The organism is Pseudomonas sp. NPDC008258 (assembly GCF_042956345.1).
GTDB lineage: Bacteria > Pseudomonadota > Gammaproteobacteria > Pseudomonadales > Pseudomonadaceae > Aquipseudomonas.
In genome coordinates, this window is the sequence record NZ_JBIBGE010000001.1 from 131683 (window position 1) to 157280 (window position 25598).

A 25598-nucleotide genomic window follows, 5' to 3' on the forward strand; every position below is an offset into this window, starting at 1 on the left:
ACCGCCGTAACAGAGCCCTTGCAGGGGGTGTTTCGCGCAGTCTCGACCAGGCAGTCGAGAAATGGGTGGTTAGGGAGATATAGCAGCCAGGCAGGAAGCAACCAGAGGCTTTCTGGGTTAATCCTTTTGTAGGTAAATCTCAGCGAAGCCCCAGCCGACGGGCCAGTCGGCTCAGGTTGGCACGGTCCAGGCCCAGCTCGCGCGCGGCTCCCGCCCAATTGTCCTGGTGCCGTTGCAGGCAGGCCTCGATCACCTGGCGCTGGTAGGCGTCGACTGCTTCGCGCAGGCCGCCTTCGGGGAGTGTTGCCAACGGCAGCGGGGTTGCGGGCGAGGGCAGGGCGCCCTGTGTTGCAGGTGATGCGCGCAGGTCCAGGTCAATGGCTTCGAGCGTGAGAATGCGGGGCCGGTCGGGGTGCTGGCCCAGTGCCTTGAGTGCCGAGCGGCCGATCAGGTGTTCCAGTTCGCGTACGTTGCCTGGCCAGTCGTAGGCCAGCAGCGCTGCCTGGGCTTCGTTGCTCAGGCGCAAGCTGTTGAGACCCAGGCGCGAACGGTTCTGTTCGAGGAAGTAGCCGGCCAATAGCAGCACATCCCGCCCACGTTCGCGCAAGGGCGGTACGTGCAGCGGGTACACGCTGAGGCGGTGGTAGAAGTCGGCGCGGAAGTTGCCGTTGCGTACTTCTGCCGCCAGGTCCCGGTTGGTTGCAGCGATCAACCGCACATCCACGCGGTGCTCGCGGTCCGAGCCCAGGCGTTGCAACTGGCCGCTTTGCAGCACGCGCAGCAACTTGGCCTGCACCGTCAGCGGCAGCTCGCCCACTTCGTCGAGGAACAGCGTGCCGCCGTTGGCCAGCTCGAACTTGCCCCGGCGTTCGCCGTGCGCACCGGTGAAGGCCCCGCGAACATGGCCGAACAGTTCGCTTTCCACCAGGGTGTCGGGCAGAGCGGCACAGTTGAGGCTGACCAATGGCTTGTCGGCGCGGTTGCTCGCCTGGTGCAGGGCCTGGGCCACCAGCTCCTTGCCAACGCCGGTTTCGCCAGTGATCAGTACGGTCAGGTCGCTACCACCGACCAGGCGGATTTCTTCCACAAGGCGCTTGTGCGCCGGGCTCTGGCCAATCAGCTCTTTGTCCTGGCCGCTGGCCTGGCGGTAGATCTCGGCGCGGTGGTGTTCATCTTCGGCGCGCAGGGCAAGGTGCTCGATGCGCTCGGCCACGGTCACCGTGGCGGCGGCCAGGCTGGCGAAGGCCTGCAGGGCATCCAGCTCCAGGCTCTGGAACTGCCCGGGGGTGAGTGCGTCGAGGGTAACCAGGCCCCACGGGCGCTCATCGACCATCAACGTGCAGCCCATGCAGTCGTGCACCTCAAGGTCGGCATCCGGGGCATTGACCAAGCCGTCGTAGGGGTCGGGAAGTTCGGAGTCGCTGGCGAAACGGGTGGGCTCCGGGCGGCTGAGCAAGATCTGGAAGCGTGGGTGCTCGCTGACTCGAAAACGCCGGCCCAAGGTGTCGGGGCTCAGGCCATCAACCGCCAGCGGCACCAGCCATTCACCATCCAGGCGCAGCAGCGCGGCGGCATCGCACGGCAACAGGCTGCGCATGGCCTGCAGCAGGCGGCGGTAGCGTTCCTGGTCGGGCAGGTCGCGTGACAGGTCACTGACCAGGGGCAGAAGGGCGGTAAGCAGCGGCTTTGCGGTCATAAAGACTCCTATTGGTCAATATGACTATACGCCTGAGCGTGTCGTTTTGACATGGTTTGCTTCAACCCCCTGATTTTACTGGCGAGAAAAGTTGGCACGATTGGTGAAATAGCCAAGGCAGTCATTTGAAGCCACAGGCTCAGGAGTTGTCGCAATGCTCAATGCCGAACAACGTGCAATCATCAAGGCCACTGTACCCCTGCTGGAAAGCGGCGGCGAAGCGCTGACCACCCACTTCTACAAGATGATGCTCAGCGAATACCCCGAGGTACGCCCGCTGTTCAACCAGGCCCACCAGGCCAGTGGCGACCAGCCCCGTGCCTTGGCCAACGGCGTGCTGATGTATGCCCGCCACATCGACCAGCTGGAGCAGTTGGGTGGCCTGGTCGGGCAGATCATCAACAAGCACGTTGCCTTGCAGATCCTGCCGGAACATTACCCGATCGTCGGCAGCTGCCTGCTGCGCGCCATCGAGGAAGTGCTGGGCAAGGAAATCGCCACCCCTGAGGTGATCGACGCCTGGGCCGCTGCCTATGGCCAGCTGGCAGACATCCTGATTGGCGCTGAAGAAAACCTCTATAAAGAGAAAGAACAGGCCGAGGGCGGCTGGCGCGGTACCCGCGAGTTCCGCCTGGTCCGGCGTGAGCAGGAAAGCAGCGAGGTCGTGTCGTTCTACTTTGCCCCGGTGGATGGCAAGCCGGTGCTCAAGGCTGAACCTGGGCAGTACATTGGCCTGAAGCTGGATATCGACGGTGCCGAGCAGCGCCGCAACTATTCCCTGTCGGCGCTGTGCGATGGCAAGGAATACCGTATCAGCGTCAAGCGCGAGGCGGGCGGCAAGGTTTCCAACTACCTGCACGATGAACTGGTGGTGGGCGAAACCCTGCAACTTTTCCCGCCTGCCGGTGATTTCACCCTGGCAGCCAGCGACAAGCCGTTGGTGCTGATCAGTGGGGGCGTGGGCATTACCCCAACCCTGGCGATGTTGCAGGCGGCACTGCAAACCCGGCGCGAGGTGCATTTCATCCACTGTGCGCGTAACGGTGCGGTGCACGCCTTCCGCGACTGGATCGATGGCCTGGCGGCGCGTCATCCACAGCTCAAGCGTTTCTACTGCTATGCCGAGGCGGACGGGGGCGCTGCGGCAGACGCGGTCGGCCTGCTGAGCGAGGAGCTGCTGGCCGAATGGCTGCCGCGGGAACGTGATGTGGATGCCTACTTCCTTGGGCCCAAGGGCTTCATGGCGGCGGTGAAGCGCCAGTTGAAGGCACTGGGTGTGCCAGAGCAGCAGAGCCGTTACGAGTTCTTCGGGCCGGCGGCTGCCCTGGAGTGATGTAGCGCCTGTACCGGCCTCTTCGCGGGCTCGCCCGCTCCCACAGGTACCCCGCTCCCACAGGTACCCCGCTCCCACAGGTACCCCGCAGCATTTGAAAGCTGTGGAGCACCTGTGGGAGCGGGCGAGCCCGCGAAGAGGCCGGTACAGGCTTACACGATTACTTCCTGCCTATATATAAGGAAAGATGAAAGCGGGCTCAGCGCTTTCATCATTAATCCTGCGTTAATCACGGTATCCTTCACTCCCGGGTGTCGAGGGGCTTGCCCCTGTGCGGCACCCGGGCAGCAGCTTTTTTGCCGCCCGGGGTTGAACCGACCTCGTTACGGCCGGTCTCAGCCTCACCGGATAGTCCTGCGCAGTGCCATCGCGCCGCTTCCTCGACACGCCCAGCGTGTAGACTTGCGCCCAGGCAGGCGGACCACGCTGCCACTATCCATCGAAGGAACCGGCAATGAACGAACAAACATCGCGCCTGAATCGGGAACGGCGCTTTCTGGTGCTGTTGGGCCTGATCTGCCTGTCGCTGATCGGCGGCGCCCTCTATATGCAAGTGGTGCTGGGCGAGGCACCGTGCCCGCTGTGCATCCTGCAGCGTTACGCGCTGCTGTTCATTGCCCTGTTCGCCTTCATCGCCGCAGCGATGCCCGGGCGCCGCAGCCTGACCTTCTTCGAGGCCATGGTGGTGCTTAGCGCAATTGGCGGAATCATTGCGGCCGGCAACCATGTGTATATACTCGCCAACCCCATGGTCAGCTGTGGCATCGACACCCTCCAGCCGATCGTGGACGACCTGCCGCTGGCCAAGCTCTGGCCGCTGGCGTTCCAGGTCGACGGCTTCTGCAGCACGCCGTACCCGCCGATCCTCGGTTTGTCGCTGGCGCAGTGGGCACTTGTGGCATTCGTGCTGACCGCCATCCTGGTTCCGCTCGGTATCTACCGCAACCGACGTCAGGGTTAGACAAAAGTCCTGAATTGCATGTGGTCTTTTACGCCGCATGACAAGAGCGAAAAGTTGCCCCCCGCTTGATCCAGATCAACCACGAAGCCTTGTAGAATGCGGCTTTGAGGGCTAGCAAGCGGGGTGCGACAAACTGTCGCGAAGTTGAATTATCGAGCAGCATTGTTACGCATTCTGTAAAAGACTGTTGCTCAATAAGTCATAGTCAAGGGTTGGCGACCTCACTACAATCGCCCCCAATTTCCGTTCGGCACTGCTTGCGAGTCGCAGGATTGAAGGAAGCCCCAGCGCTCCTTTTTGCTGACTTCGTCAAGTTTCGCCCAACGGCGATACCGGGCGGATACCCCTCCGCGTTTTCCCGCACCAAATGGACTTGGTCTGAAGTACAGGCCTGTTGCCTACGAAACCATAAGCACCGCTAACACGCTTGAAGCCAAGGTCCAGCAGTCGGACCCCAGGCCGGAGCGAGTACGGGCGCAAAATGCCTCACTTGGCAGGACGAAGTGTTGGCTACCAAAACACAAATTGCATTGAAGCAAGCTGATCTAGAGGTCGTGAGATGAGTAAAAAGCGTTACCCCAGACTGTTTGGCATATTGCCCGTTTTAGGCATGCTTTTACTCAGTGGGTGCAACTGGACCCTGCTCGACCCGAAGGGCCAGGTCGGCATTGAGCAAAAGAACCTGATCCTGATCGCAACCGGCCTGATGCTGCTGGTGGTGATTCCCGTCATCATCATGACCCTGGCGTTCGCCTGGAAGTACCGTGCTTCCAACAAGGCAGCCACCTACACCCCTGACTGGTCGCACTCGACCAAGATCGAGGCCGCGGTGTGGATCATCCCGATCCTGATCATCATCGCCCTGGGTTACGTCACCTACCACTCCACCCACAAGCTGGACCCATACCGTCCGCTGGATTCGGACGTGAAGCCGATCCAGATCGACGTGGTCGCACTGGACTGGAAGTGGCTGTTCATCTACCCGGAACAGGGCATTGCCACCGTCAACAAGATCAACTTCCCGGCCAACACCCCGGTGAACTTCCGCGTCACCTCCGACGCCGTGATGAACTCGTTCTTCATCCCGGGCCTGGGTGGCCAGATCTACGCGATGGCCGGCATGACCACCAAACTGCACCTGATCGCCAACGAGAACGGTGTGTTTGACGGTATCAGCGCCAACTACAGCGGTGCTGGTTTCACCGGCATGAAATTCAAGGCTACTGCCCAATCCCAGGCCGACTTCGATGCATGGGTCGCCGAGGTCAAGCAGTCGCCGTTGAAACTGGGCAAAGCCGAGTACGAAGCTCTGGCCAAGCCTAGCGAATACAACCCAGTCGCGCTGTACAGCGAGGCGCCAGCAGAGCTGTTCCAGACCATCGTCGACAAGTACGAAGGCATGAACCGCGGCAAGCCGGTCCACGAAGAAGCAGGCAGCAAAGATCTGGCCACAACCAAGGGTGTGGAATCGAGTATGCAACCAGCTGCCGGTGCAGAGGAGTAAGAGATGTTCGGTAAACTAAGCCTGGAGGCGATACCCTATCACGAGCCGATAGTCATGGTGACGCTTGCCATGATCGCGCTCGGCGGTATCGCTGTCGTCGGTCTTATCACCTATTTCCGCAAGTGGACCTACTTGTGGAGCGAGTGGCTGACTACTGTCGACCACAAAAAGATCGGCGTGATGTACATCATCGTCGCGATGGTCATGCTGCTGCGCGGCTTTGCCGACGCCATCATGATGCGTACCCAGCTGGCTGCCGCAACCGGTGGCTCCGAAGGCTACCTGCCGCCTGAACACTATGACCAGATCTTCACCGCTCACGGTGTGATCATGATCATCTTCATGGCGATGCCGTTCTTCACCGGCCTGATGAACCTGGCGGTTCCCCTGCAGATCGGTGCACGTGACGTTGCCTTCCCGTTCCTGAACTCCCTGAGCTTCTACCTGCTGCTGGCAGGCGTGCTGCTGGTCAACATCTCGCTGGGCGTTGGTGAATTCGCCAAGACCGGCTGGGTTGCCTATCCGCCGCTCGCGGGCATCCAGTACAGCCCTGGGGTGGGCGTTGACTACTACATCTGGGCGCTACAGCTATCCGGATTGGGTACGACGCTTACCGGCGTGAACTTCCTCGTTACCGTGATGAAGATGCGCGCACCTGGCATGAAGCTGATGGACATGCCGATCTTCACCTGGACCTGCACCTGGGCCAACGTACTGATCGTTGCTTCGTTCCCGATCCTGACTGCTGCACTCGCGCTGCTGACTGTTGACCGTTATCTGGACTTCCACATTTTCACCAACGAGCTTGGTGGGAACCCGATGATGTACGTCAACCTGTTCTGGGCGTGGGGTCACCCTGAGGTTTACATCCTGATCCTGCCGGCCTTCGGCGTGTTCTCGGAAGTAACTTCGACGTTCTCTGGCAAACGCCTGTTCGGCCACCACTCGATGATCTACGCATCGGGCGCGATCGCCATCCTGGGCTTTGCGGTATGGCTGCACCACTTCTTCACCATGGGTGCCGGCGCCAGCGTCAACACCTTCTTCGGCCTGGCGACGATGCTGATCTCCATCCCGACCGGTGTGAAGCTGTTCAACTGGCTGTTCACCATGTACCAAGGCCGCGTGCGCTTCACCGCGCCGATGCTCTGGACCCTGGGCTTCATGGTCACCTTCTCCATCGGTGGCATGACCGGCGTACTGCTGGCCGTTCCGGGTGCTGACTTCGTCCTGCACAACAGCCTGTTCGTAATTGCGCACTTCCACAACGTGATCATCGGTGGCGCGGTATTCGGCTACATCGCCGGTTTCGCCTTCTGGTTCCCGAAAGCCTTCGGCTTCACCCTGAACGAGAAGTGGGGCAAAGCTGCCTTCTGGTTCTGGCTGTCGGGCTTCTACGTTGCGTTCATGCCGCTGTATGCCCTGGGCTTCATGGGCATGACCCGTCGTCTGAACCACTCCGACAACCCACTGTGGGAACCCTACCTGTACGTAGCCGTTGTCGGCGCCGTGCTGATCCTGTTCGGTATTGCTTGCCAGCTGATCCAGATCGTCGTTTCGGTTCGCGACCGCAAAGACAACATGGACGTCACTGGCGACCCATGGGGCGGCCGTACCATCGAGTGGTCCACTTCGTCGCCACCACCGTTCTACAACTTCGCTCACATGCCTGAGAAAGTTGGCCTGGACGCCTGGCACGAAGCCAAGGAAGCCGGCGTTGCGTACAAGGTTCCGGCCAAGTACGAAGCGATCCACATGCCGAGCAACACCTCCACCGGTCTGTTCATGGGTCTGTTCCTGACCGTGTTCGGCTTCGCCTTCATCTGGCACATCTGGTGGCTGGTGGGCGCGAGCCTGTTGGCAACCATCGCAGTCTTCGTTCGCCACGCTGCACGTGACGACCAGGGCTACATGGTTCCGGCCGAAGAAGTGGCGCGCATCGAAGGCGAGCGCATGAAAGCGCTGGCCAAAGCAGGTGTTCTGCCTGCCGGCGCACGTGTCGAATCGTTTGAGCGGGTGTAATCAATGTCCAGTCAAGTAATGCACGGCGGCGCTGCTCATGGTCACGACCATGGGCATGACGACCACCACCACGACTCGGGCCAGATGACCGTACTGGGCTTCTGGCTGTACCTGATGACCGACTGCATCCTGTTTGCGTCGCTCTTCGCCACCTACGCGGTGCTGTCCGGCAGTTTTGCCGGCGGCCCGTCGGGTCATGACATCTTCCAGCTCGATTTCGTAGCTGTTGAAACGCTGTTCCTGCTGCTGTCCTCGATCACCTTCGGCTTCGCCATGCTGAAGATGTTCGACGGCAAGAAAGCGGGCGTACTGGGCTGGTTGGCTGTGACCTTCCTGTTCGGTGCTGGCTTCATCGCGATGGAAATCTATGAATTCCATCACCTGATCAGCGAGGGCTTCGGCCCGCAGCGCAGTGGCTTCCTGTCGGCGTTCTTCGCCCTGGTAGGTACCCACGGTCTGCACGTGACTGCCGGCCTGATCTGGATGGCAATCATGATGTACCAGATCAACAAGCACGGCATCACGCCGACCGCCAAGACCCGCATGAGCTGCCTGAGCCTGTTCTGGCACTTCCTGGACGTGGTCTGGATCTGCGTATTCACCGTCGTTTACCTGCTGGGGGTTCTGTAATGGCTAACGCACACGACACTCATCACGAAGGTAATCACGGTAGCGTCAAGTCGTACATGATCGGCTTTGTCCTGTCGATCATCCTGACCGCGATCCCGTTCGCGCTGGCGATGACTGCCAGCCTGCCGAAGAACCTGACCGTTCTGATCATTGTTGCCATGGCCGTGATCCAGGTTGTTGTTCACCTGGTTTACTTCCTGCACATGGATCGCTCGAAAGAGCAACGCAACAACGTGTCGACGTTCCTGTTCACCGTACTGGTAATTGCACTGCTGGTCGGCCTGTCGCTGTGGATCATGTTCAACATCCACATCGAAATGATGGCCAAGTGAGGTAAGACTGCATGTCCGTTAAGCACTTTATCCAAATCACCAAACCGGGGATCATTTTCGGTAACGTGCTTTCCGTGGCAGGCGGTTTCTTCCTTGCCTCGAAGGGCCATGTGGATTTCGCCTTGTTCCTGGCGGTGGTGATCGGTACTTCGCTGGTGGTTGCGTCCGGATGCGTGTTCAACAACTGCATCGACCGTGACATCGACCACAAGATGGAGCGCACCAAGAACCGCGTCATGGTTCAGGGCGGCATGTCGCTGCCCCTCGCGCTGATCTACGCCACCCTGCTCGGGGTGGCGGGTTTCAGCCTGCTGTATGTTCAGGCCAACCCGCTGTCGGCGTTCTGCGCGCTGATTGGCTTCATTGTCTACGTCGGTTTCTACAGCCTGTGGCTGAAGCGTAAATCGGTGCACGGTACCTTGGTCGGCAGCCTGTCCGGTGCCATGCCTCCGGTGATCGGCTACTGCGCCGTCAGCAACAGCTTCGACCTGGCTGCGGTGACCCTGCTGGTGATGTTCAGCCTGTGGCAGATGCCGCACAGCTTTGCCATCGCCATCTTCCGCTTCAAGGATTACAGCGCTGCCAACATTCCGGTCCTGCCGGTGGCACGTGGTGTTCTCGCGGCGAAGAAGCAGATCGTGCTGTACGTGCTGGCCTTCGTGCTCGCCACCTTGATGCTTACCCTCGGCGGTTACGCCGGCCTCGGCTACCTGGCCGTGGCGGCTGCCATGGGCCTGTACTGGCTGTACATGGCCTGGGGTGGCTACAAGGCGGAAGACGACAGCAAGTGGGCCCGCAAGGTGTTCGGCTTCTCCATCCTCACCGTTACCGCCCTGAGCGTGATGATGGGGGTGGACAGCCAGACTGCTGCGGATGTGCTGATGACTTACGCACGCTGAAACTGCTGCCTGTTTCACGAAAACCCCGGCCAGTGTGCCGGGGTTTTTTTATGGGTGTTTTCCTGTGCCGGCCTCTTCGCGGGCCTGCCCGCTCCCACAGGTACGGCGCAAGTCTCAGGGGCTGTGGATAACCCTGTGGGAGCGGGCAAGCCCGCGAAGAGGCCGGCACAGGAAAACATAAATCCATGAATTTCAAGCAATACGTCTGAAAAAATATGACAAAACAGGAAATTGTCCTTTACAGGCATCCTGTTTCGGCACTATCTTCTGATCCAGGCCGCCACATCGGCCAGCGTCGCTCGGACGGTTCCGGGCGCTTACGTACTCAGAGGAAGCCATGGCCAACCCAGGTTCGCCGCGCCGCTTTGCGCGCATCGATCGTCTCCCCCCTTACGTCTTCAACATCACCGCCGAGCTCAAGATGGCTGCCCGCCGCCGTGGTGAGGACATCATCGACCTGAGCATGGGCAACCCCGACGGTGCCACTCCGCCGCATATCGTCGAGAAGCTGGTGCAGGTCGCCCAGCGTGAAGACACCCACGGCTATTCCACCTCGCGCGGCATCCCGCGCCTGCGCCGGGCCATTTCCAACTGGTACAAGGACCGCTACGAGGTCGACATCGACCCGGAAAGCGAAGCCATCGTTACCATCGGCTCCAAAGAAGGCCTGGCCCACTTGATGCTGGCCACCCTCGACCAGGGCGACACCGTGCTGGTGCCCAACCCCAGCTACCCAATCCATATCTACGGTGCGGTCATTGCCGGCGCCCAGGTGCGGTCCGTGCCGCTGGTGCCGGGTGTGGACTTCTTCAACGAACTCGAGCGGGCGATCCGCGAGTCGATCCCCAAGCCGAAGATGATGATCCTCGGCTTCCCGTCCAACCCCACGGCCCAGTGCGTGGAACTGGACTTCTTCGAGCGCGTGGTGGCTTTGGCCAAGCAGTACAACGTGCTGGTGATCCACGATCTGGCCTACGCCGACATTGTCTACGACGGCTGGAAAGCCCCTTCGATCATGCAGGTGCCCGGTGCCAAGGACATTGCGGTGGAGTTCTTCACCCTGTCCAAGAGCTACAACATGGCCGGCTGGCGGATCGGCTTCATGGTCGGCAACCCCGAGCTGGTCAGCGCCCTGGCGCGGATCAAGAGCTACCACGACTACGGCACCTTCACGCCGCTGCAGGTTGCGGCCATTGCTGCGCTGGAAGGTGACCAGCAGTGCGTGCGCGATATTGCCGAGCAGTACCGCCAGCGTCGTAACCTGTTGGTGAAGGGGCTGCACGAGCTGGGCTGGATGGTCGAGAACCCCAAGGCTTCGATGTATGTGTGGGCGAAGATTCCGGAGCAATATGCGCACCTGGGTTCGCTGGAGTTTTCCAAGAAGCTGCTGGCCGAGGCCAAGGTGTGCGTGTCGCCGGGGATTGGTTTTGGTGACTATGGTGATGACCATGTGCGCTTTGCCCTGATCGAGAACCAGGACCGCATTCGCCAGGCTATTCGCGGCATCCGCCAGATGTTCCGGGCTGACGGCCTGGCCCGCAATTAAGCCCGTTGGGGCCGCTTTGCGGCCCATCGCCGGCAAGCCAGCTCCCACAAGATCTTCACCGATTTCAAGGCTTGTGCAGTACCTGTGGGAGCTGGCTTGCCGGCGATGGGCTGCAAAGCAGCCCCAACTGCCTTGAAGGTGAACTTTCCACCTGCCTTCTGGCTATCCGTATTCCTATCTTAGGCACTCATTTCTCACCAAAGAGATCCCCCATGAGTGTATTCACCGCCTACTTCTGCGGCACCGGTTCGCACCGCTTCGACGACACCAACCCCAACTTCTGGAATGGCGAGCTGGTCTCGACCCTGGCCAGCAACGACCAGGGTCGCGAATTTGCCCACTGGATCGCCGTCGACGGCCCTGGCAGCGGCAACCTGCAGGATGACGACCTGTTCGTCGAACCCGGCGGCTATTTCAACTGGACCGGGCAGCTGTTTGGCCGCGGCTGGGAAGAAAACGTCAACCATGTGCTGCAAGTCATCAAAGGCGAAAGCAGCTGGCAGCGCACCGAACTCAGCGAAGAAGAATACGAGCGCCTTAAAGCTGCCGGAGTGCCCATCCCGGATGCCTCGTCTACAGCCTCCTGGTTCTGGCGCACCTACAACTATGGCGAGCGCCACCCAACACCGCAGGAACTTCAGGAACGCATCATCAGCATGTTCCGCAAACCGCGCCTGCCCACCCAGGTCAACCTGGTGGGCTGGAGCAGGGGAGGCATCAGCTGCCACATGCTGGCCAACGCCATGGCGCAAGACCCTGTACTACGCGACATACCCGTGAATATTTTTGCCATCGACCCCGTTCCCGGAGTCGGCAACGTGCAAACCGAACGCGTCACGTTGGCTGGCAACGTCAAGGAGTACGTCGGTTTCTACTCGCGGGATGAGCGCTCCAAGGGCTTCGCGTGCGTGATCCCTGCGGTCGAAAGGAATACTCGGTTGTGCGTGTATCCCATGCCGGGGCGCCATGCCACGCTAGTGGGCAACGCGTCGCTCAGTGGTGTCGGAATCGGTCGGCTGTTGGTAGAACCAGGGCTTATCGTGCGCCACTTCGCCGAGGTCTGCCTTGCACGTTGGGGGGTAAGCCTGGATAAATGCCTGGGGCTGAGCGAACCGCAGCTGTTGGAGTATCACGAAGCTATTGCAGCACGTGATGGCCAGTATCTGGACATGCGGGGACAGTCCTATACCTATATCACCGAGGGTGATAAGCAAGACCGGTTGGTGCACGAGGGCGAACAGCAGACCCGGTTCAGCCAAGTGTGCGGCGAAGGCTATGACCCTAGTGCGGGGTTGAGTGTGCAGCGCAGCGACGTCGACGCATACAAAGCGTTGCGCTGAGAAAGGCCGACGGCCAAGGCTGTGCCTTGGCCGCCGAATCTGTAGCCGGATCAACGGCAACTATTTTTGCATTGCCCCTCTATCCAGCCACCCCGGCTTGGATTAAAAATGGCGCCGCGGGCCAAGCCCCGATAACAACAACCTTCCTTCCGTGGCCTCATGTCCGACTATAACCCTTGCCTTGACTGCGGCGCCTGCTGCGGGTACTTCCGTGTGTCCTTCTTCTGGGGCGAATGCCAGTCTGCCGGGGGCGTTGTGCCGGACGACCTGGTGGTACAGATCAACCCCACCCGCGTTGCCATGATCGGCACCGACGCCAAGCCGTGCCGCTGTGTCAGCCTTGAGGGCGAGATTGGCAAAGAGGTGGCTTGTACCATTTATGCCAACCGTTCCAGCCCGTGCCGCGAGTTTGATGCCTCGTGGGAGGGTGGGGTGCACAACCCCAGCTGTGATGATGCGCGGGCGGCTTATGGGCTGCCGCCGCTGACACCGCCAGAGGCCAATGAGCCGCTTTGGCCGGATGATGGGGCTGAGGTGGCCTGAGCCATCTTGAGCGCCTGCGCTGGCCTCTTCGCGGGCACGCCCGCTCCCACAGGGACCGCACATTATTCGAGCCCTGCGCAGTACCTGTGGGAGCGGGCATGCCCGCGAAGAGGCCATCAGCTGTAAGAAGATTCTGAACCTGAAACCAAATGCTTCAGGTTGCCATGGATTAGGAATTATCCTACGACCTCAGTCGGATGCCGTCTGCTAGGCAAGTACACATCTCAGAGATAAGGTTCCTGCGTCGCCATATCTGGTGACCGGGTGTGAGAAGCCCGAAGTTCCGGGTTGCTTCTTAAACACATCCGAGATGACTATGACTAGCTTCGTACCTGATCCACCCATTACCGACCTCACCTACCAAGCCGCCAAGTCCCAGGCCACCCAGGTCATGGACAACCTCTCCGGCACCATCATCAAATATCTGGGCGCCGAAGCCCCAGCCTTGCGTTCCTCCCTCCTTGAAGACATGTCGATTCAAACCAACCAGCTGCAAGCCCTGCTAGCCCACATGAAATCGCAGGAGGTGCAGGCATGAGCGAGCACCTTAAATCCCGCACCACCGCCGGCGTGGAAAAATTCCTTGAGCTGTACCGGGTAGAACCGGGTGTGCCGCTCGACCTGGCCTTCGATGAATTGTCGGTGTTGATCGGCTGCATCAAGCACCTGAACGAAGAGGCCGAGATGGAGGGCGACAAGATCGCCGGCAGCGCGGCGCGGATTCTCAGTGCCATGGCCAAGGCGCTGATCAATGACATGGAAATGGGCTTGAATCGGGGGGATTGAGTATTGGCCCCGTGTGCCTGTCGATCGGGCCAGTAGCGGCTGACAGGTGCATGCCTTGAGGTGTTCGGCGCCTATGAGATCGAGCGCCGCCCGCGCGGCGCATCGCGAGCAAGCTCGCTCCTACGTTTGTTTCGGGCCAGTTATTCCTGTGAAGGGCGCGCGCGGCCCGTGGTGAATGCCGCAGTATCGCGTTGGACGAACCAGGCGGTAGCGCGCGCTGGCACAGGTTGTATTGGCCCGAAATAAATGTAGGAGCGAGCTTGCTCGCGATGCGCCGCGCGGGCGGCGCTCGATTTCCGCACCACCGCCAAATCCGAGGCAGGCACCTCTCAAATACAACCCAAAACCCAACACCTGCCCCACCCACCCCACATGAAGTTAAACTGTCATCTCCCCAGCAATGGACAGGAGATCCGGCGTGACCCCACCCCGCAGTTTCCCCAGTGACCTCTGCCTCGACAGCCCGCGCCTGCACTTGCGCCCCATGCGCCATGCCGATGCCGCGCAGTGGCTGGCAATCATGGCCGACCCCGAGGTCATGCGTTATTGGCACCATGCCCCATGGCAAGACCTGGCCGAGGCCGAAAGCGCCCTGGCCGCCGACCGCGAAGCCTATGCCAATGGCGACCAGCTCAAGCTCGGCATGTACCGCCGTGACAACGGCGAACTGATCGGCATGGTCCAGCTGTTCAATATCGACGACATTTCCCGTCGCGGTGAAATCGGCTACTGCCTGGCCAGCGCCGTGCAGGGCAGGGGCTACATGGACGAAGCGCTCACCTGCTTCATCGACTACCTTGCCCATACCCTGCACATGCGCCGCCTGGAAGGCGAAATCGACCCGCGCAACCAAGGCTCGGCACGCACCCTGGAGCGCCAGGGCTTCGTGCTCGAAGGCACCCTGCGGGCACGCTGGTGCGTGGCAGGTGAGCTGTCCGACTCGGGCATCTATGGCCTGTTGCTGGAACCACCTGTTGCATAGTATTACGGCGAATAGCTACTATTCGGGAATAATTCTCACTTGTGCCCCGGTGCCCCATGCCCGTAGCCGACTCACCGAGCCAGTACCCGCTTGAACAGCTGTACAGCGAGCACCATGGCTGGCTGTTCAGCTGGCTACGCCGCAAGTTGCGCTGCTCGCACAGTGCAGCCGACCTGGCCCAGGACACTTTCGTGCGCATCCTGGCCTCGCGTGATGCCCTGCTGGGCATGCGCGAGCCACGCGCCTACCTCAGCACCACTGCGCGGCGCCTGCTGATCGACCGGGTGCGCCGGCAGCAGATCGAAGCGGCCTACCTCAGTGAACTGGCCCTGGCTGCCCAGGCGCTGGAAGGGCACCAGTCACCCGAAAGCATCCTCATCACCCTGGAAGCACTGGAGCAGATCGCCTTCCTGCTCGAAGGCCTGCACGTGAATGCACGCGAAGCCTTCGTTGGTTACTACCTGGACGACCTGACCCAGCCACAGATTGCCGAACGCCTGCAGATTTCCCCGCGCATGGTGCGCAAGTACCTGGCCCAGGCCCTGATCCATTGCCACCGCACGCTGGACATTGCCGCACCGTGAACCCGTCGCGTATCGAGCAGGAAGCCGCCGAGTGGGCCCTGAGCCTGGGCGAGGGTGAACTGGATGCCGACGAGGCACGTGAGTTCGACGCCTGGCTGCAAGCCGACCCACGCCACGGCGCCACCTTGCGCCGCATGCAAGGGGTAATCAGCCAGGTGCAGGCGCTGCGCCAGCAGCGCGGGCCGGTGGGGGCCGGGCTGCGCGCCGGCATGCCCGCCCCCACACCACGTTCGGGTGCACGCCGCACGCTGCTCGGCCTGGCCTTGGCGGCCTCGTTGCTCGGCACCTTGCCGTTTGCCGGGATCTCGCCGCAGGGCTGGCTGGCCGACCTGCATACCGCGCCGGCCGAGTGGCACAGCCAAACCCTGGAAGATGGCTCGCAACTGACCTTGGCGGGCAACTCTGCCGTGGATGTCGAGTTCAGCGCCGGTGAGCGGCGCATTCGCCTGCTGCATGGCCAGGTGCTGGTGGATGTCAGCCATGACCCGGCGCGGCCGTTCGTGGTGCAGACCGACGAAGGCAGCTTCAAGGCCCTGGGTACGCGCTTTGTGGTCAGCCAAGGCCGCGCCCGCAGCGAGTTGACCATGCTTGAGTCGCGGGTCGAGGCGCGCAGTGCCGTGTCTGGCGATCAGTTGGTCGCCGGGCGCGGCGAGCGGGCCTGGGTGGCGCGTGACGGGCTCGGCCCGTTGCCGGCCATCGACCCGGCGCGGGTCGACCAGGCCTGGCAGCATCACCAGCTGGTGGCCGATGGCGTGCCGCTCGATCAGGTGCTTGATGCCTTGGCCCAGCAACGCCGTGGCGTGCTGCGTTTCGACCGCCAGGCCATGCAGGCGATCAAGGTATCGGCAGTGCTGCCGCTGGATGACAGCGAACGCGCCCTGCGCCTGTTGGCCGAGGCGTTGCCCATTCGTATCGGCGGCGTTGGCCGTTGGTGGACCACGGTCGAGCTCGTTTCACGAGAAAATTGAACAAGGTGGTTCCGCTTCTGCGCAGTGGCCCGTCAAACAAGAGGCCAACCGATCAAGAACAAGGAGCCGATCCACCATGCGCCGATTCCCTGGCCACCCCGTCCTCAGCCCGCTAGCCCTGGCCTTGCGCCTGTCCTGTGCCGGGCTGGCCCTATCCGTTGCGGCCCTGCCGGCCGTGGCCGAGGAAGCCGCCCGCCGTAGTTTCGAGGTGCCCGCCGGCAACCTGGCCCAGGCGCTTGGCAGCTATGCCCAGCAAGCCGGCGTTTCGCTGGCCTTCACGCCGGAAGCGCTGGCAGGCCTGCAAAGCAACGGCCTGCATGGCCTGTATGCGGTGGACAGCGGTTTTGCCGTGCTGCTGGCCGGCAGTGGTTACCGGGTGGAGCGTAGCGACAACGGCTACCGGCTGGTTGCCGAGCCGCAAGCGGCCGTAAGCGGTGACGCGCTGGAGCTGGGCGTGACCACGGTAGCCGGGCAGGGTATGGGCGAAAGTACCGAAAACACCGGTTCCTATGCACCGGGCCTGCTCAGCGTCGGCTCCAAGACCCCGACCAGCCTGCGCCAGACGCCGCAGTCGGTGTCCACCGTGACCCGCCAGTTGATCGAAGATCAGCAACTGACCGACATCAACCAGGCGATGAAAGTGACGCCAGGCATCGTCACCCAGAGCACCACCTTCCGCACCCAGGACTTTCTCTCGCGCGGTTTCAGCATCCAGAACCTGCAAATCGACGGCGCCGCGCCGCAGGCGTTGGGCACGGCCATGGGCTCGTTCTACTCATCGAACATTTTCGAGCTGGCCGAATTCGACCACATCGAAGTACTGCGCGGAACCGCTGCACTGTATGGCGGTTCGGGCGACCCGGGCGGCATCATCAACATGGTGCGCAAGCGGCCGACTTCGTTTAACCAGCTCAAGCTGACCCTGTCGGCCGGCAGCTGGGACAACTACCGGCAGGAATTCGACCTGTCCGGCCCGTTGGGCTGGGATGGCCGCCTGCGCGGGCGGCTGGTGATGTCCAACACCGACCGCCAGTATTTCACCGACAACCGCGCCACCGAGCGGCCGCTGGTATACGGCGTGCTTGAGGCGGACGTTACCGACGACACCATGCTCACCTTCGGTGCCCGCTACAACAAGTCCCACGAAACCGGCAGCAATAGCTCGGTGCCACGTTACAGCGATGGTGCCGACCTGAACCTGCCGCGGCACACCGGCCTGACGCAGAAATGGGCCTATGTCGATGCCACTGCGCGTGAGTATTTCGCCAAGGTCGACCACCGCTTCAACGACGACTGGAAGCTCAACGTCAGCTACACCAACACCTGGGACCTCGGGCTGTTCAAGACCGCCACCACCCTGAACGCGGTAGACCCGGTAACCAATACCGGTGCAACCTGGTACGGCACCTCGACCCGCCAGGAAAACGAGCAGCACCTGTATGACGCTAACGTCTCGGGCCACTTCCAGGCCTTTGGCCTGGACCATGAATTGGTCTTCGGTGCCGACTACCAGAAGATCGACAGCCGTTGGCTGGGGACCGCACCCTTCGCTGCATCGGGCGCGCCGGCCAACCTGTTCGACCCCGACAGCACGCCTTTCGGCGACCCCGGCAACGGGCGTGACTACAAGCGCGACTACAGCCCCAACTCGCAACGCCAGTATGGCCTGTATGGCAGCCTGCGCCTGCAGCTGGCCGAGCCGCTGCACCTGATTGTCGGCGCGCGGGCGCAGCGCTTCCACTTTTGGCAGACCTACACCAACAACCTGACGACGCCAGCGAGTATCTCCAGCCCAGAGCAACGTATCGGCACCAAGGTGACGCCGTTCGGTGGCCTGGTCTACGACCTGGATGATCAATGGTCGGCCTATGCCAGCTACTCGGAAATCTACAAACCGCAGTCCAGCAGGATTAGCGGCCCTGCCGAAACCGGCACTGCGCTGGAGCCCATGACCGGCAAGACTTACGAAACCGGCCTCAAGGGCGAGCTGTTCAACGGCGCGCTCAATGCCAGCGTGGCGCTGTACTACACCACCCGCGAGAACGAGGCGGTGCAGGACCCGAACTTCCCGGCGACCAGTGCCGGCTTCTCCGGTAGCTGCTGCTACGTGTCCAACGGCAAGGTGGTGAGCAAGGGCATCGACATGGAGCTGTCTGGCGAGCTGTTGCCGGACTGGATGCTGGTGGGGGGCTACACCTTCAACCTCAACCGCAACCGCAGTTCGGACACCCCACTGAGCACGGTGATGCCCAAGCACCTGTTCAAGTTGTACACCACCTACCGGCTGCCGGGTATCTTGAGCGACTTCAAGGTCGGCGGCGGTGTGCAGGTGCAAAGCGCCACGTACATGAGCGGTACAGTGAATCGCTACGCCAGCAACGGCGCGCTGTTGGAGCGAAACGTACCATTCGATTTCGACCAGAGCGGCTATGCGATCTGGAACGCGTTGGTCGAATACCGCGTCGATGACCACTGGAACGTCACGCTCAACGGCAACAACCTGTTCGACAAGAAGTACTACGAAACCGTGGGTACTTCGACCTATGGCAACTACTACGGCGAACCCCGCAACTTCATGGTGACCCTGCGCGGCACCTATTGAGGGTTTGGAAGCGGGGCAGGGCCTGGGTTAAGGTCGTACCCTGTCCCGTTTCCCCCAGGAATCCCCCTTGCCCGTTTTCTACCTGAGCATCAGCCTGCTGCTGTACTTGCTCGCCCTGTTCTTCGATGGCGCGCAGATGAGCGGCGATCGCCATATGCCGGCCCTGCAGATGCTGCTGTACGGGCCATGGGGCTTGCCCTTCGGCTTGCACCAATGGTTTGCCAACCCGCTGCTGGCCCTGGCCATCCTTGCCCATCGGCGTTTTCGCCGGCTGGCATTGCTGGCCGGGTTGGCGGCGGCGTACCTGGCGGCCAGCAGCTTCGGTATCACCCGCTTGCCGGATAACCAGACGTATGAATTCCATGACCTTACCGGTTTTGGTGCCGGCTTCTACCTGTGGCTGGCGGCGATTGTGGTGTTTTGCCTGGGCCAGGCGTGGCACTGCTGGAAGGCGCGCCGGGCTGATGACATGCCGGGCTGGAGCTGGCTTGATGTGGTGCTGATTGCGGCACTGGGCGTGGCGTTGTATGCGGCAACGCAGATGCCCTCGCTACGCTTTGAACCGGGCAAGGTGCTGATGCCGCCTGAGCAGCCGCAGACGTTGTGATATCCACGAGGAGGATTCGCATGATCAAGCATTACCTGGCAGGCCTGGCGCTGGCCTGCGTGCTGCCGATAGCGGTGGCGGACGATTACACACCGGCCTATGGCCAGTGCATGGACAAGGCCTCCACTACCGTGGCCATGAGTGACTGCATCGGGGCCGAGACGCAGGTGCAGGACCAGCGCTTGAACCGGGTGTACAAGCAACTGATGGGCAGGCTGGATGCCGGGCAGCAGAAGAGCCTGCGTGATGTGCAGCGCAAGTGGCTGGCCTACCGCGATGGCAATTGCCAGTTCCATGTACAGGCCAGTGGCGGGACCATGGCGCAGCTGGAAGGTGGCAGCTGCCTGATGGACATGACCCGCGACCGCGCGGCGGAGCTGGAGCGGGTGCTCAGCCCGGGGCAGTGAGTTGTCTGTACTGGCCTCTTCGCGGGTGAACCCGCTCCCACAGGTGCTGCGCAGGCTTCGGGATTACGCTGTACCTGTGGGAGCGGGCGTGCCCGCGAACACCGGCAACGCCGGTGCCATCCACCGCGCTGGGTTCTTCGCGGGCATGCCCGCTCCCACAGGTTCTGTGCAGGTTTCAGGTTCAGGCAATACCTGTGGGAGCTGGTTTACTTGCGTGGTTCGCGCAGCGCCCGGGCCTTGAGGTATTCGCGCACTTCCAAGCCATCCCCGGCAAACTCGATGCGCTCGGCCTTGGCTGCCCGCTGGTAGGCATACATCGGGTCGTAGTACTCGTTCAGCAAGCCTTCTATCCAGCCCCGGTGCAGGTCTACCGCGCCGCTGCGCTGCTGCTCTTCCAGGGCTTCGCGCAGAATCGCTGACAAGCGCTGATAGCGCTCGCCACCCAAGCGCTTGTAGATGTTGCCCATGCTTTGCAACATGCGCTCGGCAAACAGCTGGCGGCCTTCTTCCTCGCCATGAACAGCGGCGAACTCGGCACTCAGGTTGACCACATAATCACGCAGGATACGCTCAACACGGTTGGCAAAGCTGTCTTCCAGCCACACCAGCGGGTACTGCTGCATGCCCTGGTACAACTCCAGCGGCACCGTGCAACTGCCAACGATACGGCCTTCATCTTCCAGCACGAACTGCTCGATCCCGCTGGCACGCTTTTTCAGCACATCGATCGCCAGCTGGTTTTCGAAGTCGATCTGTGCCGGCTGCGCGGTGGCGCGCTTGCCGAAGCTGGAACCGCGATGGTTGGCATGGCCTTCAAGGTCCAGCACGTTGCCCAGTTGGTGCAGCACATCGGTCTTGCCGGTACCGGTCAGCCCGCCCACCAGCACGAAATCGCATTGCTCGACTGCCTGCCGGGTCGTCTCCAGCAGGAAGGTGCGCAAAGCCTTGTAGCCACCTTTGACACGCGGGTACTGAATACCCGCCTCATCGCGCAGCCAGCCCTGCACGATCTGCGATCGCAGGCCGCCACGGAAGCAGTACAGGTACCCTTGCGGGTGGGCCTGAGTGAAGGCCACCCAGGCGTCCATCCGTGCCTGTTTGGTGGCGCCGCTGACCAGCTGGTGGCCCAGGGCGATGGCGGCGGCCTGGCCCTGTTGCTTGAAGCAGGTGCCGACCTTCTGCCGCTCCTGATCGTTCATCAGCGGCAGGTTGACCACACCGGGGAAGGCGCCCTTGGCGAATTCGACGGGCGCGCGCATGTCCATCATCGGCACATCATTGAGGAACAGATGGCCAAGGTCGGTGCAGTCGGGGCGCATCAGATCACCTCGACCGCGTGGCTCTGTCGCTCGACCAGCTTACCGATCGGGGCCAGTTGCAGGCCCAGCTCGGCCGCCACGGCAAGGAACTCGGCTTCGCCCTCCGGGGCAACTGCCACCAGCAGGCCACCGCTGGTCTGTGGGTCGCACAGCAGGTGTTTCTGCTCGTCGCTGAGCGCACCAATCTTGTGGCCGTAGCTGTCGAAGTTGCGCAGGGTGCCACCGGGGATGCAACCCTCGGCCAGGTAGTGGTCGACGCTGGGCAGGCGCGGAACGGCGGCGTAGTCCAGGTGCGCGGTAAGGCCACTGCCTTCAGCCAGCTCGACCAGATGGCCGAGCAGGCCGAAACCGGTGACGTCGGTCATGGCCTTGACCCCGTCGAGCTTGCCGAAGCGGCTGCCGGGGGTATTGAGGGTGCACATCCAGTCACGTGCCAGGCCCTGGTCCTGTGCACGCAGCCTGGCCTTTTTCTCGGCGGTGGTGAGGATGCCGATGCCCAGGGGTTTGGTCAGGTACAGCTGGCAGCCGGCGCTGGCAGTGTCGTTGCGCTTGAGGTGGCGCTTGCTGACCACACCAGTGACGGCCAGGCCGAAGATGGGTTCTGGGGCGTCGATGGAGTGGCCGCCAGCCAGCGGAATGCCGGCTTCGGCGCACACCGCCCGGCCACCGCGAATCACTTCACGGGCGACTTCTGGCGGCAGCACATTGATCGGCCAGCCGAGGATGGCGATGGCCATCAGCGGGTCGCCGCCCATGGCGTAGATGTCGCTGATGGCGTTGGTGGCGGCGATGCGGCCAAAGTCGTACGGGTCATCGACAATCGGCATGAAGAAGTCGGTGGTCGAGACCACGCCACGTTCGTCGTCCAGCGCGTACACGGCGGCATCGTCGCGCGAGGCGTTGCCAACCCACAGCTTCGGGTCCAGGGCCTGGGCGCCACTTTCGGCGAGGATCACGTCCAGCACCTTGGGGGAAATCTTGCAGCCACAGCCGGCACCGTGGCTGTACTGGGTAAGGCGGATCGGCTCGCTCATACGTACCTCGGCAGGTCGAATTGTTGCGCGAGTGTAGCAAAGCTGGCCATTGCGCCTTTGCCTCTTATACTTCCCGTTGTCGGCGGATTAGTCGGCGGTTTTGTTGGCATTGTCCCGCTCTTGAACCGGAGAACACCCATGCTCAAACGCCCCTTGGCGCTCGCCGCCGGCCTCGTGCTGTCCTGCTGTGCCGTTGTCGTCCAGGCCGCTGAAACACTGCGGGTCAGCGCCATCCCCGACGAAGCGCCAACCGAACTGCAGCGCAAGTTCAAGCCGTTGGGCGAGTACCTGGCCAGGCAATTGGGCATGGAGGTGAAGTTCGTACCGGTGGCCGATTACCCGGCCGTAGTCGAATCGCTGGCCGCCGACCGGCTGGACCTGGCCTGGCTGGGTGGCTTTACCTTTGTCCAGGTGCACCTGAAAGACCCGGCTGCCACGCCTCTGGTACAGCGTGAGCAGGACGCGCAGTTCACCTCCAAGTTCATCACTGCCAACCCCGACGTGAAGAGCCTGGCCGACCTCAAGGGCAAGTCGTTCGCCTTCGGTTCCATTTCGTCTACTTCGGGCAGCCTGATGCCGCGTTATTTCATGCTCAAGCAGGACAATATCAAGCCTGAGGACTACTTCAGCCGCGTGGCCTACTCCGGCGCGCATGACGCTACCGTGGCCTGGGTGCAGGCCGGCAAAGTCGATGGCGGCGTGCTCAATGCCAGCGTGTGGCAGAAGCTGGTGGATGCCGGCAAGGTCGATACCGCCAAGGTGAAAGTGTTCGCCACCACGCCGACTTACTACGACTACAACTGGACCGTGCGCGGCAACATGGCCCCGGCGCTGAAAGAGAAAATCAAAAAGGCCTTCCTTGACCTCGACCCGGCCAACCCCGACCACAAGGCGATCCTTGACCTGCAGGCCGCCAGCCGTTTCATCGAGACCAAGCCTGAGAACTATGTGGGCACCGAGCAAGCTGCACGCGAGGCTGGCCTGCTCAAGTGACCGCTTCGAGCGTGGCCGTTCACCTGCACGGTGCCAGCCTGCGCCATGGCCAGGTACGTGCGCTTGACGCGGTCAATTTGCGCATCGGGCAGGGCGAACGTGTTGCCATCATCGGGCCGTCGGGGGCGGGCAAGTCCAGCTTGCTGCACCTTATGGCCACTGCCATCGAGCCCAGTAGCGGGCGCCTGGAGTTGCTGGGTGAACGGCCCTGGGCGTTGTCCGCCAGGGCACGCCAGCGCCTGCGGGCGCGGGTCGGCCTGGTGCATCAGGCGCCGCCCTTGCCGCCACGCCAGCGGGTGGTCACGGCGGTGCTGGCAGGCCGCCTGGGGCAGTGGGGTGTGTTGCGTGGTTTGCTCAACCTGCTGTACCCCAGCGATGTGGCAGGTGCGCGCCAGGTGTTGGCTGAGCTGGGCCTGGCCGACAAGCTGTTCGTGCAGTGCGGGCAGTTGTCCGGTGGCCAGTTGCAGCGGGTGGGCATTGCCCGGGTGTTGTATCAGCAACCGCAGCTGCTGCTGACCGACGAACCTGTGTCAGCCATGGACCCGGTGCTGGCTGACCACAGCCTGGCCTTGCTCAACCGCCATGCCCAGGCGAACGGCCTGACACTGGTGGCGAGCTTGCATGCCGTTGAGCTGGCGCTGGCACATTTTCCGCGGGTGATCGGTATTCGTGAGGGGCAGGTGGTATTTGATTGCCTGGCCGAAGCGGTTACCGAACCGATGCTGGATGCGCTTTATGCCAACGAACAACTGGCTTCGCCGCCCACCCAGGGGCCAACCCTGACCGTGCAAATCCCGCGATGCTGAAGGCCGATAGCCGCGACCCGGCCTTGCTGCCGCGGGTGCTTCTCGCTTTGCTGGCCGTGGCGGTACTGTGGCCGGGTATTCAGTTGAGCGAATTGAACCCTGGGGTGCTGTTGCAGGCCGAGAACCGACGGCAGATCGCCGTTTTCACCAGCGCTTTCTGGCCGCCCGCGCATGACGCCGAATTCCTTTCGCTGCTTTACGAAGCCACGTTGCAGACCCTCGCCGTAGCGACTGCTGGCATGGCGCTGGCGCTGCTTTTAGCAATTCCTGCCGGGCTGTTGGCTAGCCGTGCTTTGTCGCTGCGTGCAGCCTCTCGTGCCGGGCGTGCCGGATTGAGGTCGCGGCTTGTGCGCCTGCCGGTGCGCGGGTTGCTGATTTTCCTGCGCAGCGTGCCGGAAATCGTCTGGGCGTTGCTGTTCGTGCGCGCCGTGGGGCTGGGGCCGACGGCGGGTGTGTTGGCCATCGCCATCACCTACAGCGGCATGCTGGGCAAGGTCTACGCCGAAATCTTCGAATCGGTCGACCAGCGCCCGGTCCATGCCTTGTTGCAAGCCGGCAGTGGCCGGTTGACCGCTTTTCTCTACGGCATCCTGCCTAATGCAGCGCCCGAAGTGGTGTCATACACCGTGTACCGCTGGGAATGCGCGGTGCGCGCTTCGGTGGTGATGGGCTTTGTCGGTGCTGGCGGGCTGGGCCAGCAGATCGACCTGTCGATGCGTATGTTCGCCGGTGCCGAGGTGGCGAGCATGCTGCTGACGTTCCTGCTGCTGGTGATGCTGGCCGACCTGCTCAGCCGCGTGCTGCGCCGGAGGCTGGCATGAACCGGGTAATCAACCTGTTGTTGCTGGGTGCAATCGTGGCGGCGGTGCTGGCCTCGTTCGCCTATCTGGAGCTGGACCTGCATGCACTGGTCGGCAACGGTGGGCTGGGGCAGATGGGGGAATACGCCGGGCGGTTCCTGCACCCGGACCTGTCTGCCGGGCACCTGAAGGCGGTGTGGCGCGGAGCACTGGAAACCCTGGCCATGTCGGGGCTGGGCACCTTGTTGGCGATGGTGCTGGGGATGTTGCTGGCACTACCGGCGGCGGGCCGTTTCGGTTGGCCGTTGCAGGGTGCGGCGCGCTTGCTGCTGAATGCCCTGCGGGCCATACCCGAACTGGTGTGGGCGGCGCTGACCGTGCTGGCGGCCGGGCTTGGGCCCAATGCCGGTACCCTGGCGTTGGCATTGCACACCGCTGGCGTGCTGGGGCGGCTGTTTGCCGAAGCGCTGGAAAACGCGCCGCCGGAGCCTGCTGCGGCGATCCGCTTGCAGGGCGGCAGCCAGGTGGCGGCGTTCTGCTTTGGTACCTTGCCCAACCTGTGGCCGCAGTTGCTGGCCTACAGCTTGTACCGCTGGGAGAACAACATCCGCATGGCCAGCGTGCTGGGGTTTGTCGGGGCTGGTGGGTTGGGGCAGATGCTGTACACCACCCTGAGTCTGTTTCAGGAAGCCCAGGCCAGCACGGTGATCATCGGCATGCTGGTGCTGGTGTTGCTGGTGGATATGTTGAGTGATGTGTTGCGCCAGCGTTATGTGCGGGCCTGACCGATAGCCGGGGCCGCGTTGCGGCCCATCGCCGGCAAGCCAGCTCCCACAGGGATAGCGCAAGTCTTCAGGTTTTCACGCTCCCTTGTGGGAGCTGGCTTGCCGGCGATAGGGCCCTT

The 25598-nt window shown here is 62.3% G+C and carries 25 protein-coding genes; 22 read left to right on the top strand and 3 right to left on the bottom strand.

Annotated features, from left to right (window positions below):
- Nucleotides 1-139 precede the first annotated feature (139 nt).
- The gene (norR, locus tag ACFY9W_RS00540; protein WP_391124340.1) at nucleotides 140-1696 is read right to left on the bottom strand and encodes a nitric oxide reductase transcriptional regulator NorR; all 1557 of its coding nucleotides are present in this window, start codon (nucleotides 1694-1696) and stop codon (nucleotides 140-142) included.
- 154 nt (nucleotides 1697-1850) lie between these two features.
- Between norR and hmpA the strand changes: the two genes are divergently transcribed.
- The 18 genes from hmpA to ACFY9W_RS00630 all read left to right on the top strand — a co-directional run bounded on the left by hmpA (nucleotide 1851) and on the right by ACFY9W_RS00630 (nucleotide 19742).
- Nucleotides 1851-3029 (top strand): NO-inducible flavohemoprotein, encoded by a 1179-nt coding sequence (gene hmpA, locus ACFY9W_RS00545; protein ID WP_391124343.1) that lies wholly within the window; start codon nucleotides 1851-1853, stop codon nucleotides 3027-3029.
- Between the two features lie 454 nt (nucleotides 3030-3483).
- Nucleotides 3484-3990, top strand: a complete 507-nt coding sequence (locus ACFY9W_RS00550) for a disulfide bond formation protein B (protein WP_391124346.1) — start codon at nucleotides 3484-3486, stop codon at nucleotides 3988-3990.
- 559 nt (nucleotides 3991-4549) lie between these two features.
- On the top strand, nucleotides 4550-5494 hold the full coding sequence (gene cyoA / locus ACFY9W_RS00555; protein ID WP_391124349.1) for a ubiquinol oxidase subunit II: 945 nt from the start codon (nucleotides 4550-4552) through the stop codon (nucleotides 5492-5494).
- Between the two features lie 3 nt (nucleotides 5495-5497).
- Nucleotides 5498-7516: a cytochrome o ubiquinol oxidase subunit I gene (gene cyoB / locus ACFY9W_RS00560; RefSeq protein WP_391124352.1), complete on the top strand. Its 2019-nt coding sequence runs from the start codon at nucleotides 5498-5500 to the stop codon at nucleotides 7514-7516.
- A 3-nt stretch (nucleotides 7517-7519) separates the two neighbouring features.
- Nucleotides 7520-8146 (top strand): cytochrome o ubiquinol oxidase subunit III, encoded by a 627-nt coding sequence (gene cyoC / locus ACFY9W_RS00565; RefSeq protein WP_016484942.1) that lies wholly within the window; start codon nucleotides 7520-7522, stop codon nucleotides 8144-8146.
- Nucleotides 8146-8478: a cytochrome o ubiquinol oxidase subunit IV gene (gene cyoD / locus ACFY9W_RS00570; RefSeq protein WP_391124354.1), complete on the top strand. Its 333-nt coding sequence runs from the start codon at nucleotides 8146-8148 to the stop codon at nucleotides 8476-8478. Before cyoC ends, cyoD begins: the two co-directional genes overlap by 1 nt.
- Before the next feature lie 11 nt (nucleotides 8479-8489).
- Nucleotides 8490-9377: a heme o synthase gene (cyoE, locus tag ACFY9W_RS00575; RefSeq protein WP_012270561.1), complete on the top strand. Its 888-nt coding sequence runs from the start codon at nucleotides 8490-8492 to the stop codon at nucleotides 9375-9377.
- A 337-nt stretch (nucleotides 9378-9714) separates the two neighbouring features.
- Nucleotides 9715-10923, top strand: a complete 1209-nt coding sequence (gene alaC, locus ACFY9W_RS00580; protein WP_391124357.1) for an alanine transaminase — start codon at nucleotides 9715-9717, stop codon at nucleotides 10921-10923.
- Nucleotides 10924-11135: 212 nt separating this feature from the next.
- Complete coding sequence (locus ACFY9W_RS00585) at nucleotides 11136-12263, top strand: hypothetical protein (protein ID WP_391124359.1); 1128 nt, start codon at nucleotides 11136-11138, stop codon at nucleotides 12261-12263.
- Between the two features lie 159 nt (nucleotides 12264-12422).
- Nucleotides 12423-12806, top strand: coding sequence for a YkgJ family cysteine cluster protein (locus tag ACFY9W_RS00590; RefSeq protein ID WP_391124362.1), 384 nt, complete (start codon nucleotides 12423-12425; stop codon nucleotides 12804-12806).
- A 316-nt stretch (nucleotides 12807-13122) separates the two neighbouring features.
- Complete coding sequence (locus ACFY9W_RS00595) at nucleotides 13123-13344, top strand: hypothetical protein (RefSeq protein WP_391124365.1); 222 nt, start codon at nucleotides 13123-13125, stop codon at nucleotides 13342-13344.
- Entirely contained in the window at nucleotides 13341-13592 is a 252-nt protein-coding gene (locus tag ACFY9W_RS00600) for a DUF3077 domain-containing protein (RefSeq protein ID WP_391124367.1), read from the top strand. The genes ACFY9W_RS00595 and ACFY9W_RS00600 overlap by 4 nt, the downstream gene beginning before the upstream one ends.
- Before the next feature lie 418 nt (nucleotides 13593-14010).
- Complete coding sequence (locus ACFY9W_RS00605) at nucleotides 14011-14574, top strand: GNAT family N-acetyltransferase (RefSeq protein WP_266028538.1); 564 nt, start codon at nucleotides 14011-14013, stop codon at nucleotides 14572-14574.
- 56 nt (nucleotides 14575-14630) lie between these two features.
- Complete coding sequence (locus tag ACFY9W_RS00610) at nucleotides 14631-15158, top strand: sigma-70 family RNA polymerase sigma factor (RefSeq protein WP_391124371.1); 528 nt, start codon at nucleotides 14631-14633, stop codon at nucleotides 15156-15158.
- Nucleotides 15155-16126 carry a FecR domain-containing protein gene (locus ACFY9W_RS00615; RefSeq protein WP_391124374.1) on the top strand — a complete coding sequence of 324 codons (972 nt, stop codon included), beginning with the start codon at nucleotides 15155-15157 and terminating at the stop codon, nucleotides 16124-16126. Before ACFY9W_RS00610 ends, ACFY9W_RS00615 begins: the two co-directional genes overlap by 4 nt.
- A gap of 76 nt (nucleotides 16127-16202) precedes the next feature.
- Nucleotides 16203-18728 carry a TonB-dependent siderophore receptor gene (locus tag ACFY9W_RS00620; RefSeq protein WP_391124376.1) on the top strand — a complete coding sequence of 842 codons (2526 nt, stop codon included), beginning with the start codon at nucleotides 16203-16205 and terminating at the stop codon, nucleotides 18726-18728.
- A 67-nt stretch (nucleotides 18729-18795) separates the two neighbouring features.
- On the top strand, nucleotides 18796-19335 hold the full coding sequence (locus ACFY9W_RS00625; protein WP_391124379.1) for a hypothetical protein: 540 nt from the start codon (nucleotides 18796-18798) through the stop codon (nucleotides 19333-19335).
- 20 nt (nucleotides 19336-19355) lie between these two features.
- Nucleotides 19356-19742 (top strand): lysozyme inhibitor LprI family protein, encoded by a 387-nt coding sequence (locus ACFY9W_RS00630; protein ID WP_391124381.1) that lies wholly within the window; start codon nucleotides 19356-19358, stop codon nucleotides 19740-19742.
- 206 nt (nucleotides 19743-19948) lie between these two features.
- On the opposite strand, the gene mnmH is transcribed toward ACFY9W_RS00630, so the two are convergent.
- Both mnmH and selD read right to left on the bottom strand, forming a co-directional pair.
- Nucleotides 19949-21061 (bottom strand): tRNA 2-selenouridine(34) synthase MnmH, encoded by a 1113-nt coding sequence (gene mnmH, locus ACFY9W_RS00635; RefSeq protein ID WP_391124384.1) that lies wholly within the window; start codon nucleotides 21059-21061, stop codon nucleotides 19949-19951.
- Nucleotides 21061-22095 carry a selenide, water dikinase SelD gene (gene selD, locus ACFY9W_RS00640; protein WP_391124387.1) on the bottom strand — a complete coding sequence of 345 codons (1035 nt, stop codon included), beginning with the start codon at nucleotides 22093-22095 and terminating at the stop codon, nucleotides 21061-21063. Before selD ends, mnmH begins: the two co-directional genes overlap by 1 nt.
- A gap of 138 nt (nucleotides 22096-22233) precedes the next feature.
- On the opposite strand from selD, the gene ACFY9W_RS00645 reads away from it, so the two are divergent.
- From ACFY9W_RS00645 to phnE, 4 genes are read left to right on the top strand one after another with little or no spacing between them, the layout of a single operon-like run.
- The gene (locus ACFY9W_RS00645; RefSeq protein ID WP_391124390.1) at nucleotides 22234-23088 is read left to right on the top strand and encodes a putative selenate ABC transporter substrate-binding protein; all 855 of its coding nucleotides are present in this window, start codon (nucleotides 22234-22236) and stop codon (nucleotides 23086-23088) included.
- Nucleotides 23085-23894, top strand: a complete 810-nt coding sequence (locus tag ACFY9W_RS00650; RefSeq protein ID WP_391124393.1) for an ATP-binding cassette domain-containing protein — start codon at nucleotides 23085-23087, stop codon at nucleotides 23892-23894. The genes ACFY9W_RS00645 and ACFY9W_RS00650 overlap by 4 nt, the downstream gene beginning before the upstream one ends.
- Nucleotides 23888-24715: an ABC transporter permease subunit gene (locus ACFY9W_RS00655; RefSeq protein ID WP_391124396.1), complete on the top strand. Its 828-nt coding sequence runs from the start codon at nucleotides 23888-23890 to the stop codon at nucleotides 24713-24715. The genes ACFY9W_RS00650 and ACFY9W_RS00655 overlap by 7 nt, the downstream gene beginning before the upstream one ends.
- Entirely contained in the window at nucleotides 24712-25479 is a 768-nt protein-coding gene (gene phnE, locus ACFY9W_RS00660; protein WP_391124399.1) for a phosphonate ABC transporter, permease protein PhnE, read from the top strand. Before ACFY9W_RS00655 ends, phnE begins: the two co-directional genes overlap by 4 nt.
- Nucleotides 25480-25598: the final 119 nt, after the last annotated feature.

What these genes read in the sequence shown, in the direction of transcription:
- ACFY9W_RS00630 (WP_391124381.1), top strand. Translation starts at nt 19,356, where the DNA reads ATGATCAAGCATTACCTGGCAGGCCTGGCGCTGGCCTGCGTGCTGCCG.
- cyoE (WP_012270561.1), top strand. Translation starts at nt 8,490, where the DNA reads ATGTCCGTTAAGCACTTTATCCAAATCACCAAACCGGGGATCATTTTC.
- alaC (WP_391124357.1), top strand. Translation starts at nt 9,715, where the DNA reads ATGGCCAACCCAGGTTCGCCGCGCCGCTTTGCGCGCATCGATCGTCTC.
- ACFY9W_RS00585 (WP_391124359.1), top strand. Translation starts at nt 11,136, where the DNA reads ATGAGTGTATTCACCGCCTACTTCTGCGGCACCGGTTCGCACCGCTTC.
- norR (WP_391124340.1), bottom strand. Translation starts at nt 1,696, where the DNA reads ATGACCGCAAAGCCGCTGCTTACCGCCCTTCTGCCCCTGGTCAGTGAC.
- selD (WP_391124387.1), bottom strand. Translation starts at nt 22,095, where the DNA reads ATGAGCGAGCCGATCCGCCTTACCCAGTACAGCCACGGTGCCGGCTGT.
- ACFY9W_RS00620 (WP_391124376.1), top strand. Translation starts at nt 16,203, where the DNA reads ATGCGCCGATTCCCTGGCCACCCCGTCCTCAGCCCGCTAGCCCTGGCC.
- cyoA (WP_391124349.1), top strand. Translation starts at nt 4,550, where the DNA reads ATGAGTAAAAAGCGTTACCCCAGACTGTTTGGCATATTGCCCGTTTTA.
- ACFY9W_RS00610 (WP_391124371.1), top strand. Translation starts at nt 14,631, where the DNA reads ATGCCCGTAGCCGACTCACCGAGCCAGTACCCGCTTGAACAGCTGTAC.
- phnE (WP_391124399.1), top strand. Translation starts at nt 24,712, where the DNA reads ATGAACCGGGTAATCAACCTGTTGTTGCTGGGTGCAATCGTGGCGGCG.
- ACFY9W_RS00655 (WP_391124396.1), top strand. Translation starts at nt 23,888, where the DNA reads ATGCTGAAGGCCGATAGCCGCGACCCGGCCTTGCTGCCGCGGGTGCTT.
- hmpA (WP_391124343.1), top strand. Translation starts at nt 1,851, where the DNA reads ATGCTCAATGCCGAACAACGTGCAATCATCAAGGCCACTGTACCCCTG.
- ACFY9W_RS00590 (WP_391124362.1), top strand. Translation starts at nt 12,423, where the DNA reads ATGTCCGACTATAACCCTTGCCTTGACTGCGGCGCCTGCTGCGGGTAC.
- ACFY9W_RS00550 (WP_391124346.1), top strand. Translation starts at nt 3,484, where the DNA reads ATGAACGAACAAACATCGCGCCTGAATCGGGAACGGCGCTTTCTGGTG.
- cyoD (WP_391124354.1), top strand. Translation starts at nt 8,146, where the DNA reads ATGGCTAACGCACACGACACTCATCACGAAGGTAATCACGGTAGCGTC.
- cyoB (WP_391124352.1), top strand. Translation starts at nt 5,498, where the DNA reads ATGTTCGGTAAACTAAGCCTGGAGGCGATACCCTATCACGAGCCGATA.
- cyoC (WP_016484942.1), top strand. Translation starts at nt 7,520, where the DNA reads ATGTCCAGTCAAGTAATGCACGGCGGCGCTGCTCATGGTCACGACCAT.
- ACFY9W_RS00595 (WP_391124365.1), top strand. Translation starts at nt 13,123, where the DNA reads ATGACTAGCTTCGTACCTGATCCACCCATTACCGACCTCACCTACCAA.
- ACFY9W_RS00645 (WP_391124390.1), top strand. Translation starts at nt 22,234, where the DNA reads ATGCTCAAACGCCCCTTGGCGCTCGCCGCCGGCCTCGTGCTGTCCTGC.
- ACFY9W_RS00600 (WP_391124367.1), top strand. Translation starts at nt 13,341, where the DNA reads ATGAGCGAGCACCTTAAATCCCGCACCACCGCCGGCGTGGAAAAATTC.
- mnmH (WP_391124384.1), bottom strand. Translation starts at nt 21,061, where the DNA reads ATGCGCCCCGACTGCACCGACCTTGGCCATCTGTTCCTCAATGATGTG.